We start from the raw sequence: 11,078 nt of genomic DNA, 5'->3' as shown, positions 1-11,078 counted from the left end.
TCTCGCGGAGTAACTTGTGATGCTGATAATCTTGTTGACTATCAGTCTGACTCCACAAGCACCCACACGAATTGCTTGATTCAGTTGTTAAAGAGCGGTTGGCTAAGATCTTTCGTCTCAACCGAGGAGCGCACTCTACAGCACACCCTTCGAAGTAGCAACCCTAAAAGTTTTTAATTTTATCAACAAAATCAATTACTTAAGCCAGACCAGCAGCGAACTGCTCGTTAGCGGGAGGCAAATAATACAGGATTAAATTACGTGGTCAACCCCCGCCTGAAAATTCTTTTCCCTACCCAGGCTCAGGAGTCTGAGTAGGGCAAGTAGCTGTCCAGCGGCGCGGCCCCAAGCCTAGCCTGGCTGATCGACCGCCATGCGGCCCGCGCCCGACGCTGCTGCGCCGTAGAGTTCATGCGCCTTGTACCAGAGGTCATAAAGGTCGTCTGCCATGCGCTCTGCCGCTTGCGCTCGCGTCCCCGATGCAAGCAGTGTCATCAGGTGCTCGTCGCTGGGGTGTTTCATATTGAGTTCGGTGGTGAAGCGCCAGAGCAAGCCATTTTCGCTGACGCCATCGTTCTCCAACAACAGCGTCAACATTTCCAGTTGCCCGAAATCGCGAGGATGGGATTCGGCATCGCAGCAATAGCCACAATAGAAGCGATGATTGAGCTCGATGTAGACCGAGCCCGCCATAAAGCCCAGCTCGTAGTGAAGGCCGTAATAACGGTTATCCCTGGCCGCGCTGTAGTAACGGTCGATAACCGCCGCAGTGGGCGCTTCAGAGGGCTTGGGCAGCGTGGGGTATTTATCTTCGACGCACTTGGCAACGGCTTGCCAGAGTTCCAGTTGCAGGTCTTTGAGCGTCTCGGTGAAGGCTCTCTGCAGGTCCTTGACCACGAGCAGGTTGTTGTCCTGGCGTAACGTCTGCTTGAGCGCGTCCATGTAGGCGTGTCCTTGGTTCTGGAAAGTCAGTTTTGCGATGAGGTCGATGTACTGCAGCAGGCTTTCTCGCACGCCCGCTTCGCGGATCACCCAAGGTTGGCATTGCGCAAGCCAAGGCAGGATGTCGGCGGCGTAGCTGATGCGTTGGTAGTCGATGCCCAGGCAACTGCGCGTGTCGGCATCGCGCCCGTCCAGGGTGAGGTACAACGGCGGGAACGTCTGGTAGCCCTCGCCCTGGAGCGCTTCCAGGTAACGGTGCAACTGGGCGTCCTGGTCCTCGGCGCTGAGCTTGTTCTCAATGATGATCGCCTGGCGCTTGCCGTTGCGGATCAGGATGTCGACATTGCGGTACTCGACATCCACCGTGACAGCGCGACAATCGAAGCCTTCTATATTCAACGCCGCGAGCCACAGCTCCAGCAGTTTCCCGCCCGCGGCGTGGGCGCCCTTGGGGTTGAGCAAAAAAGCCAGGTAGCGAGAGTGCAGGCGGACCTCGTCCGAAGCACTGCGCAACAGCGTGAACAGGTTGAAGGGTTCAGGGCGATGAAGCGTGGCCCTGAGTGAGGCGGCGCGAGTGATCAATAGGTGCAAGGCTCATCTCCTTGTGCTTGCGATGCCTGAGAATGAGGCATTGTGCCACTATTTTATGACACCGCACCGTCAAAATCGGGCCCATTGTTTTTAGCTGATATCATTCGAGAATTGACCAGGTGGGTGAGACCAACATGAACCGTCGTAAAAAGATCAATCAGCTATTAAAGGCCAACGCGAAAAAGGCCAGTGCCAAATTGGCGCCGAAAACCAAGGACAAGTACATCAGCAAGGCTGACCGATTGAAACTCGAGGTAGAGTCCAGTCAGGACACAAACTAGACCGGCTTACACCCGGCGGCCTATTCAGCTCAGGCGGAAACGTGCGGTGTTGTCACTCAGCGCACGACTGCCCTTGCTCAACGTATCCGCTGCCTGATTCACCGCCCGCGCGCCATCGAGCAAGCGCCCTGCCGCCTGATCCACTTGCTGGATATTGCCGCTCACCTCGTCCGCCGTCGTCGCTTGTTCTTCCACCGCCGCCGCGATATGCGCCAGAGTGTCGGTGACGTTCTGCACGGCTCCGGCGATCTCGCCCAGCCGCGCGCCCAGCCCGGTAACGGATTCGGCGTCGGTCAGCGCCTGGGCACAGGCGACGCTCATCAGTGTGACGGCCTGACTGACCGTGGCGCGCAGGCTGTCGACGGTGCCGGCGATTTGCGCGGTGGAGGCCTGGGTGCGTTGCGACAGGCTGCGCACTTCATCGGCGACCACGGCAAACCCCCTGCCCTGTTCGCCAGCTCGCGCGGCTTCGATGGCGGCGTTGAGTGCCAACAGGTTGGTTTGCTCGGCGATGCCTCGAATGGTGTCGACCACCGACTGAATCTGCTGGCCCTGTTGACTCACTTGCTCCAGGGCGTTGGCGGTGTCGGTCAGGCGCTGGTTGAGTTGCTGGATGCTCGCCGTAGTACGCTGGCTGTCGCGGCTGCTGTCTTCAGCGATGCGGCGGGTGTGTTGGGCGCTGCCGGAGGCTTGCTCACAACTTTTGGCGACGCCCATGGAGGTGGCGGCCAATTGCGTCGCCGCCGCAGCGATCTGGCTGATCTGGTGTTGCTGGTCTTCGACGTCGCTGAGGGTACTGCCCGACTGCGAATTGAGCGTAAGCACCGCCGACCCGAGTTGCTGAGTCTCGTGATTGACCCCCAGCAGGCTGGTACGCAGTTGCACCACCGCCACGTTGAGCGCCGCGCTGATCGCCGCCAGCTCATCGCGACCGTCCACCGCCACTTCCACACACAGGTTGCCGTCGCGCAACGACTCAGCCAGCGTGGTGATACCGCTGGCACTGCGGCGGATCGACGCTTGCAGGCACATGAACAGGTACAGCGCCGCCAGGGCCAGCAGGCTGAAAATGGCCGCTACGGGGATGAATTGCTGCAAGGAGCGGTCGTGGTAATGGGTCAGGCGCGCATCCAGCGAGCCGAGCGATTGCTTGCGCAACGCGCCCAGGCTGCCGAGCATGGTGTCGACACTGCGCTCGAAACTGGCAGGGTCAAGCTTGATGGTGCCGCCAAACACGCCGTCGTCGAGCACTTTGAGCTCGCTGTCCAGTTGTTGCAGGCTGTTGTCGTACTGCGCGGTCCAGGGTTCCAGGCCGGCGTATGGCTTGGCCTTGAGCGATGCCGCAGCCTTGATCAACTGGTCCCGCGCATCGCCGATACGGCCGCGCAGGTCGCGCATCTGCAAGCGGCTTTGCAAGGTGAACTGGCCCGAGGCAATGGACGACTGACCAATACTGGCCATGCGCCCGATACGCTCGATCAGGTCCGGCGTGTGCTGGCTGGAAATCTGCATCAGCAGGTAAGTCTCCAGCCAGGGGTCGAGGATCAGGCCGGCGTCGAGGGTGATCTGTTCACGCAGGGTTTGCATGGCGCTCAGCGCCGAGGTGAAGCGGTCGTAGCCGTCTGGCCACCAGCCGACGGTGCGCAGGGATTGCACATCCATCCCCTTGACCGCTGCCTGCAACGCATCGAAGCGGGCCAGGGTATCGCCGCTCGCGCCCTGTTTCTTGAGCGCGTCGCCCAGGGCTTGCAGGCTTTGCAGGATGAGCGGGTTGTTCGCATCCACCTGGTCCATCGCCGCCTTGGCTGCGGGAGTCGGTTCACGCAGCAGGTCCAGCGCTTTCCAGCGCGACGCCAGGTTGCGTTGGGCCGTTAATTGGCCATCTAGCGCGTCCAGGGTCAGCAGTTGAGAAACGCCGGACTTTTCGCTGGAAATCACCGCGAGTTTGTCGCGATAGTCCAGCCCGATCATCCAGAGGCTCCCGGCCAAGGGCAGAATGAACAGAATGAACAGAATCTGGAATTTGCGTGCGAAGCCGAAACGTCCGAGCAGGCGGATACCGGGTGACAAAAGACTGTGCATGGCCGACTACTCCCTAAAACCACCCACACGCGGCAACGATGGGTGACGCCTTGAAATGACTAACGGCAAAGTGCCATGTCATTGATTGGGAAGGCTCAAGCAAGATACGGGCCGCAGAGAGCGCCCCCCTGAACAGGCGGTGCGACACCCGAAAAATCGTGTGCCGTGCGCGAAGATGGGGCGAAAGCACTCAGCGTCGGGAACGACCGCGTAGCGAGTGGGTTCGATCAACCCGCTGCGGTCACGCCAGCAACGCGGTGATCCACTGCACTTGCCGGGCGACCTCTTGCACCTTGGCCGGCGGTAACGTCTGGCGGGCCTGTTCGAAACCGGCCAGGGTTTTCTGCTTTTGCCGCAGCAGGCGTTGCCACTTGGCCAGGAAGTCCGGGCTGCGGGCCTGCAGGTGCAGCGGGCCGAAGTACAACTCCTCGGCACTGTACACCCGCGGTTCGGCGCGCTCGGCGACGATGATCTCGTAGTAGAAGCGGTTTTCCCGCAACAACTCTTCGACCAGGATGCGGTAACCGTTGTCCATCAGCCATTGGCGCAACGGTTGTTCACCGCCGTTGGGTTGCAGGATCAGGCGCTCCTGGCCGGTGAGGCAGGCCTTGCCGCTGTCGAGGATGTCGCGGATGGTCTCGCCGCCCATGCCGCAGACGCTGATCGCACTGATCGCGTCGCCGGGTTCGATGGCTGCCAGGCCATCGGCCAGGCGCACGCTGACATGTCGCTCCAGGCCATTTTCACGCACGGTGCGTTCGGCGGCCTGGAATGGCGTCGCGGCCACCTCCCCCGCCACCGCCGCCGCGATCAGGCCGCGGCGCAGCAACGCCACCGGCAGGTAGCCATGGTCGGAGCCGATATCCGCCAACCGCGCCCCGGCCGGCACATGCGCCGCCACGCGTTCCAGGCGCATGGACAATGTGTGTTCGTTCAACTGGGGCCCCTTCTTCACCACGAGTGTCAGTGCGAGGGCTATTGACGCACAAACTCCACCACCCGCTCCAGCATTCGATCACAGGCATCCAGTTGTTGCAGGCTGATGAATTCATCCGCCTTGTGCCCCTGCTCCATGCTGCCCGGCCCGCACACCACGGTGGGAATCCCTGCCTGATCGAACAACCCGCCTTCGCTGCCGAAGGCGACGGTACCGAAGTCCCGCGAACCGCAAAACTGCGCGACCCACTCAGCGGCCTGGCTTTGCGACGAAGTCGCCAACCCCGGATAGCTGGACAACTCACTGAAACCGATCGCGCACTGCGCACTCACCGCCTGCATCGCCGGCAGCAGGGTGTGCTCGGCATACAACCGTAACTGGTGCGCCACCTGCCACGGATCCTGGGCCGGCAGCGAGCGCACTTCGAAATCGAAGCTGCACTGCTGCGGCACGATATTCAGCGCCTTGCCGCCGCTCATCACCCCGGTTTGCACTGTGGAAAACGGCGGATCGAACGCCGCGTTCAGGTGTTGCGGCGCCTTGAGTTCTTCACCGAGCCGCACCAGCTCCCGGATCAAGCAGGCCGCGTATTCGATGGCGTTGACGCCCGACGGCGCATAGGCCGAATGACACGCCGCGCCATGCACATCGCAACGCATGGCCAATTTGCCTTTGTGCCCCAGCACCGGCTTGAGCTCGGTGGGCTCGCCGATCACGCACAACAGCGGCTTGACCGGCTGCACGCGAAACCGTTCGATCAATGAACGCACGCCCAGGCACCCCACCTCCTCGTCATAGGACAGCGCGATATGCACCGGCATGCGCAACGACGCCCGCACCAGCGCCGGCACACAGGCCAACACACAGGCGATATAGCCCTTCATGTCGGCGGTGCCACGCCCGTACAACTTGCCGTCTTGTTCGGTGAGGTCGAACGGCGCCACGCTCCAGCGCTGGCCGTCCACCGGCACCCCATCGGTATGCCCGGACAACACGATGCCGGGCACATCCGCCGGGCCGATGGTCGCCAGCAGGTTGGCCTTGTTCTTGTGTTCGTTGAACACCAGTTCACAGGCGACGCCGTGGCCCTGCAAATAAGTACGCACGAAGTCGATCAACGCGAGGTTGGATTCGCGGCTGGTGGTGTCAAAGCGCACCAGTTGCGCCAGCAGGTCACGGCTGTGGCTCATCGGTCATCTCCCGGCACCGCATAGCCCGGCGCGATATGCGGGTGGAGGGCGCGGTCGAGGTAGTCTTGCAGTTGCCCGCGATAGGCCTGCCACAACTGATCGAGGGCGCCGATCGGCTCGGCATCGGCCCAGTCCACGCGCAGATTGACGATGGGCCAGAGCAGATCGTCGACCACCATCAGGGCCGCCGAATGCACCGGCCCCGCTTCGCCGCCGAGGGCCTGGCCTGCGTGCATCGCGGCGAGCAGCCGGTCAGCCAGATGCCCCGAGGCGTTTTCGAACGCGCCGACCATCGCGGCGATCACACCGGGATTAGCCAGCATGTTCCCGGCCGCAACACATTGCTCGCCGCTCTGCGCGGCATGCAGGCCGAGAGTCTGCGCGCCGCTGAAGTGCGCGGTGCGGCCCAGCCGATCGATCACCGTCACCTGCCGATAGTCGCGGTGGTCCTGCCCGGCGAACACTGCCGCCACGGCTTCACTCGGCGTCATGCCCTGCTCCAGCAGGTCGAGAATCTGCGGACCCAGGCTCGGCAAAGTGATGTTCTGCGACGCCACCGCGCCCACACCGGGGCGCAGCCACGGGCAACGCGCGCCCACGGCGATGCTCGACGAACTGATGGCGATCCCCAACTGGCCCGTCTCGGCACAGCGGGCAACAACGGAAAAGGTCATAGCGCTTCCTCAGTCGAGCACCGACGCATCGGCATCGATCATCATTTGCTTCATTTCTTCAAAATGCTGGCGCGAGAAATCGGTAATGCCTTCCCAGCCCCGCGCGGTTTTTTCCGCCACTTCATCGGACAACACCCGCAACGGCTGCCCGGTGGACCACGCCGTGACGAGGATCTGGCAGGCGCGCTCCAGGGTCCAGATATCGTCGAACGCTTCACCGATGGACGAAGCGGTCACCATCACGCCGTGGTTGCCCATCAATAGGCGGCTCTTGCCGTCGAGCAGGCCGACCAGGCGCGCGCCTTCGGCTTCGGTATCGGCCATGCCGCCGTAGAGCTCGTCCACCGCCACGCGGTTGAAATAGCGCGCGGTGTTCTGGTCGATCGCCGGGATGTGCGGCTTGGCCAGGCACGCCACCGCCGTGGTGTAGACCGGGTGCAGGTGCAGCACGGCGCGGGTGTGCGGCAGCAGTCGGTGGATCTGCCCGTGGATCGACCAGGCGGTGGCGTCCACGTTCGGGTGGTCGGCACAGCTGGGGTCATCGGCGTTCAATAGCAGCAGGTCGCTGGCGCGAATGCGCGAGAAGTGCTTCCACCTCGGGTTGAGCAAAAACTGTTTGCCATCGGCCGACACGGCAGCGCTGAAGTGGTTGGCCACCGCTTCGTGCATACCCAGGTGGGCGACGATGCGAAAGGTCGCTGCCAGGTCGATGCGCGTCTGTTCTTCGAGGGATAACGCCATGGATCGGTCTCCGCAGGGCGCGACCGCAAGACGGCGGCCGCGCAATAGGCTTACTTGGGCATCAGCGCCGCAAGGTCGGCATCGGTGGGGGCCTCGAAGTTGTACTTCTTGAGCAAGGCCGCGTATTCCGGCGTGGCGCGGTACTTCTCCAGGCCGTCGAGCAAGGCTTTTTTCACCGTGTCATTGCCCTTCTTCACGCCGAAGCCGTTCAGCACCGGGTAGATCAAGGCGTCGGAGGAAATCACCACGCGGCTGCCCAGCTTGTCGATCACGCCACGGGCCACGGCCGCGTCGGTGATCTGCGCTTCGACCGCATGGGCCAGCAACGCCTGGGTGGTTTGCGGGTCGGTGCTGTACTCGCTGATCTGGATCGGCTTCAAGCCCTTGGCCACGCAGTACTCGGCCGACAGTTTGTTCATCTGCGCGAGCCAGGACGTAGCGCCCATGGAACCGATCTTGTGGCCGCAGAATTCTTCCGGGGTCTTGGGTTGGAAAGCACTATCCTTGAGGGTCAGGATCGACTCACCGCTTTTCAGGTAGGGGATCATGTCGATGACCTTGACCCGCTCGGCGGTGATGTACATCGACGAGTTGGTCACATCGAAACGCCCGGCCTGCAGGCCGGTGATCAGGTTGGGGAAACGCGTGTCGAGGGTCTCGACCTTGCGCCCCATGACCTTGCCCAGGCCGTCCATGAACTCGATATCGAAGCCCGCTGGCTTGTTGTTATCCATGTACTCATAGGGGAAGAACGTCACATCGGAACCGGCGATGATCTTGCCGTCCTGCTGGAACGCCGAAGCCGCCAACGAGGTCATCGCAACCGCTGCGCCCAGCAGGCACACGGCAAGGGGACGAACACTTTTACGAAACGCTGTCATGGTCAATACCTGCAAGGGGGTTGGGAGGTTAGGCAGTGGCAGAGTCTTGTCCGGCCTGTTGCACGAAGAAAGACGCGCCACGGGGTTTCTGCGGCAAGCGCAGTTGGTTGTCCGTGGAACGTATCAAGCCACTTTCTTCACCGGCCACCAGCAGGCCGGCATGTGCGCTGGGCAGAGGGTTTTCGCCGAATGGCAGCGCGTCTTCAGCGGCGTAGACGCTGATGAACAGGGTGCGCGGCAGTTCGGTCTCGTTAGGGCTGGAGGCATGCAAAAGCCGGGTGTGCATGAAGCACACGGAACCGGCCGGGCCGTAGCAGGCGACCGGTTGCCGACAGTGTTGCGCGACCACGGCATCGTCCACCGCGCCGGTGAAACGCTGGTTCTGCCAGTGCGACCACAGCGGGCCTTTATGGCTGCCGGGGATCACATTCAGCGGGCCGTTTTGCGGGGTCACTTCGCTGACCATCAGCAAGGCGGTGATGATGTCGTCGTTGCTGTGGGGCGTGAATAAAAAGTCCTGGTGCCACTTCACCTGGGTCGCGGTGCGGGGCAGCTTCGAGTTGATCTTGCTGTGGTGAAAGCGCGTGCCACTGGCGCCAATCAACTGCGCGGAAATCGCCGCCATGCGTGAATGCAACGCCACGCGCTCATACACTGGGGAAATCTCGGTGGGCGAACTGACCCGCCGCAGCGACGGGTGATCGGCGCGATGGTCGCCCTCCAGATCGAAGCGTGCGCGGCCATCCACGGTGGTGCCCCAGCCCTGGTCATGGCGGCGACTTTCTTCTACCCATTGGTCGAAGTCGTGCTGCAACGCGGCCACTTCGTCCATCGACAACACGCCTTCCACCACCAGGTAGCCGTCGCGCTGGAACTGCTCGATTTGATGTTGCTCGATCATTTTGTTTTTCCTGAACGTTAGAGGGTCACGCCAGCGAGACGTCCTTGAGGAACGCCTCCACGCGTGGGTTCTGGCCGCTGCGCAATACCGCAGGCGTGTCGTCGCAGACCACACGCCCCTTCTCCATGAACACGATCCGATCGGAGACCTTGAACGCGAAATTCATCTCGTGGGTGACGATCACCATGGTGATGCCCTCCTCGGCCAAGGCTTCGATGACTTGCAGCACTTCGTTGACTTTCTCCGGGTCGAGCGCCGAGGTGGGCTCGTCGAACAGCATGATCTGCGGGCGCATCATCAACGCGCGGGCGATGGCCACGCGTTGCTGCTGGCCGCCGGAGAGTTGGTGCGGGTACTTCCAGGCATGGTCGAGCATGCCAACCTTGTGCAGCAGCGCGTAGGCCTGTTGCTTGAGCGCGTCGGTACGCCCCAGGCCGTGGTATTTCGGCGCCATCAGCAGGTTGTCGAGCACGCTCAAGTGCGGGAACAGATTGAAGCTCTGGAACACCATGCCGATGTTCAGGCGATGCTCGGCGTGTTCGACGTACTGCGGTTTCTGCGCGCCGGTTTTGTTCAGGTGGATGAACGGCTGGCCGTTGATCCTGATCTCGCCGTTGTCCAGTTGCTCCAGGCCGTTGAGCAGGCGAATCAAGGTGGTTTTGCCCGACCCCGACGGCCCGATCACCGACACCACCTCACCGGGCTGGACCTGCAGGTTGACCGAGCCCAGCACCTCGATGTCGTTGTAGGCCTTGTGCAGCCGCGTGGCTTGCAGCGCCGGGGCCCCGGTGGTTGCCGGACGTTGCAGCGCAACCCGTTGTTGCGTGGCCAGCGCCAGCACCGCCGCATCGGGAACCCGCGACACATTGCGTTGGTTGACGTCGAGAAAGCGCTCCAGGCGTTTGAGCAGGAAGTCGAACACGGTGACGATAAACACGTAGAAAAACGCCACCGCCGCCATGGTTTCGATCACCAGGAAGTTCTGCGAATACAGGCGCTGGCCGACCATCAGGATTTCCGTCAGCGAGATCACCGACACCAGCGAGGTGAGCTTGACGATGGAGATGTATTCGTTGGCCAGAGACGGCAGCGCCACCCGCACCGCCTGGGGGATCACCACGCGCCATTGGGTGCCGAAAAACTTCAAGCCCAACGCCCGCGCTGCCTCGCCCTGGCCTTTGGGGATCGAGAGCAGACCGCCGCGATGGATCTCGGCCACATACGCCGTTTCGCAGATCACCAGGGCCAACAGGCCGGACCAGAACGGGTCGGCCAGAATCGCCGACGTGCCGGGCAGCGCTTGCGGCAGGTTGTAGATAAAGATCAACAGCACCAACAACGGCAGGCTGCGGAACAGCCAGATATAGCCACGCGCAGGAACGCTGAGCAGCCCATGTCTGGATTGCTTGGCCAGCGCCAGCAGAAAGCCCAGACCGATACTCAAGACCCAGGTCAGGGTGCTGAGCTTGATCACCGTCCACGTTGCGCGCCAGAACTCGGCGTCACCCAGCAGCCCCAACATATAATTCCAGTCGAATGTCATCGTCGCGCTGCCCTGCCCCAAAAAAGAAGTTGATCTGCGTCAATGAATTCAGAGTCGTGGGGACGGGCCCTTGGGGTCAATTCGTAAAACCCGGTCCACTGGGTAGGCAGAACCTACGCAGCCCGCCGCCACCCTCGAAACCACCAAAAATCAATGTGGGAGGGGGCTTGCCCCCGATAGCGGCGCATCAGCAACACATCAGCAAGCTGACCCACTGCAATCGGGGGCAAGCCCCCTCCCACATTGGATAGGCTGTAGGCCCTGACCGAAAGGGTGCGCGCCTGAACTCACCGCGCCGAACACGCCACCTTTTGG

Annotated in this window: 10 protein-coding genes; 1 reads left to right on the top strand and 9 read right to left on the bottom strand. The window is 62.1% G+C overall.

The genetic code is table 11. The features are described from left to right. Positions 1 to 351 precede the first annotated feature (351 nt). Positions 352 to 1,533: a PDDEXK-like family protein gene (locus tag TU80_RS28895; protein WP_057005964.1), complete on the bottom strand. Its 1,182-nt coding sequence runs from the start codon at positions 1,531 to 1,533 to the stop codon at positions 352 to 354. 134 nt (positions 1,534 to 1,667) lie between these two features. Between TU80_RS28895 and TU80_RS32255 the strand changes: the two genes are divergently transcribed. Next, complete coding sequence (locus tag TU80_RS32255) at positions 1,668 to 1,814, top strand: DUF2986 domain-containing protein (protein ID WP_017849362.1); 147 nt, start codon at positions 1,668 to 1,670, stop codon at positions 1,812 to 1,814. A 24-nt stretch (positions 1,815 to 1,838) separates the two neighbouring features. Here TU80_RS32255 and TU80_RS28890 read toward each other — a convergent pair whose 3' ends face one another. The 8 genes from TU80_RS28890 to TU80_RS28855 form a co-directional block, all read right to left on the bottom strand. Further along, positions 1,839 to 3,896 (bottom strand): methyl-accepting chemotaxis protein, encoded by a 2,058-nt coding sequence (locus TU80_RS28890; RefSeq protein WP_046382617.1) that lies wholly within the window; start codon positions 3,894 to 3,896, stop codon positions 1,839 to 1,841. A 241-nt stretch (positions 3,897 to 4,137) separates the two neighbouring features. Continuing rightward, positions 4,138 to 4,833: a tRNA (adenine(22)-N(1))-methyltransferase gene (locus TU80_RS28885; protein WP_057005963.1), complete on the bottom strand. Its 696-nt coding sequence runs from the start codon at positions 4,831 to 4,833 to the stop codon at positions 4,138 to 4,140. A gap of 38 nt (positions 4,834 to 4,871) precedes the next feature. Next, positions 4,872 to 6,023 carry an acetylornithine deacetylase gene (argE, locus tag TU80_RS28880; RefSeq protein ID WP_057005962.1) on the bottom strand — a complete coding sequence of 384 codons (1,152 nt, stop codon included), beginning with the start codon at positions 6,021 to 6,023 and terminating at the stop codon, positions 4,872 to 4,874. Beyond that, positions 6,020 to 6,697, bottom strand: a complete 678-nt coding sequence (locus TU80_RS28875) for a DUF1028 domain-containing protein (RefSeq protein WP_057005961.1) — start codon at positions 6,695 to 6,697, stop codon at positions 6,020 to 6,022. The genes argE and TU80_RS28875 overlap by 4 nt, the downstream gene beginning before the upstream one ends. 9 nt (positions 6,698 to 6,706) lie before the next feature. Beyond that, complete coding sequence (locus TU80_RS28870; RefSeq protein ID WP_046382614.1) at positions 6,707 to 7,438, bottom strand: class II aldolase and adducin N-terminal domain-containing protein; 732 nt, start codon at positions 7,436 to 7,438, stop codon at positions 6,707 to 6,709. Between the two features lie 50 nt (positions 7,439 to 7,488). Beyond that, positions 7,489 to 8,319 carry an ABC transporter substrate-binding protein gene (locus tag TU80_RS28865; protein ID WP_057005960.1) on the bottom strand — a complete coding sequence of 277 codons (831 nt, stop codon included), beginning with the start codon at positions 8,317 to 8,319 and terminating at the stop codon, positions 7,489 to 7,491. Between the two features lie 28 nt (positions 8,320 to 8,347). Next, positions 8,348 to 9,220 (bottom strand): phytanoyl-CoA dioxygenase family protein, encoded by an 873-nt coding sequence (locus TU80_RS28860; protein WP_017849369.1) that lies wholly within the window; start codon positions 9,218 to 9,220, stop codon positions 8,348 to 8,350. A 25-nt stretch (positions 9,221 to 9,245) separates the two neighbouring features. Next, complete coding sequence (locus tag TU80_RS28855; protein WP_046486813.1) at positions 9,246 to 10,763, bottom strand: amino acid ABC transporter permease/ATP-binding protein; 1,518 nt, start codon at positions 10,761 to 10,763, stop codon at positions 9,246 to 9,248. Positions 10,764 to 11,078 lie beyond the last annotated feature (315 nt).

The sequence above is a fragment of the Pseudomonas veronii genome (assembly GCF_001439695.1).
Taxonomy (GTDB): Bacteria; Pseudomonadota; Gammaproteobacteria; order Pseudomonadales; family Pseudomonadaceae; genus Aquipseudomonas; species Aquipseudomonas veronii.
Note: the sequence above shows the minus strand (reverse complement) of the source record. Positions and strands in the feature narration are given on the sequence as shown.